1 rRNA gene is annotated in these 255 nt (G+C 52.9%); it reads right to left on the bottom strand.

Annotated elements, in window-relative coordinates:
* Positions 1–255 (bottom strand): 23S ribosomal RNA (locus VSR71_RS35235); the annotation flags it as partial.

Raw genomic sequence — 255 nt, 5'->3', positions numbered from 1 at the left:
ACAATGCTGCTAAAGAGTACAAGGCTCTTCCCATTTCGTTCGCCACTACTTTGGGAATCTCGGTTGATTTCTGTTCCTGCAGCTACTTAGATGTTTCAGTTCGCCGCGTTCGCTTCCCACACCTATGGATTCAGTGTGGGATGACCCATACGGGCCGGGTTTCCCCATTCGGACATCTCCGGATCAAAGCTTGTTTGCCAGCTCCCCGAAGCTTTTCGCAGGCTACCGCGTCCTTCATCGCCTGTGATCGCCAAG

Origin of the sequence: Cupriavidus oxalaticus, from assembly GCF_038900635.1 — a bacterium.
Lineage (GTDB): Bacteria > Pseudomonadota > Gammaproteobacteria > Burkholderiales > Burkholderiaceae > Cupriavidus > Cupriavidus oxalaticus_B.
This window is presented reverse-complemented; position numbering and strand designations above follow the sequence as displayed.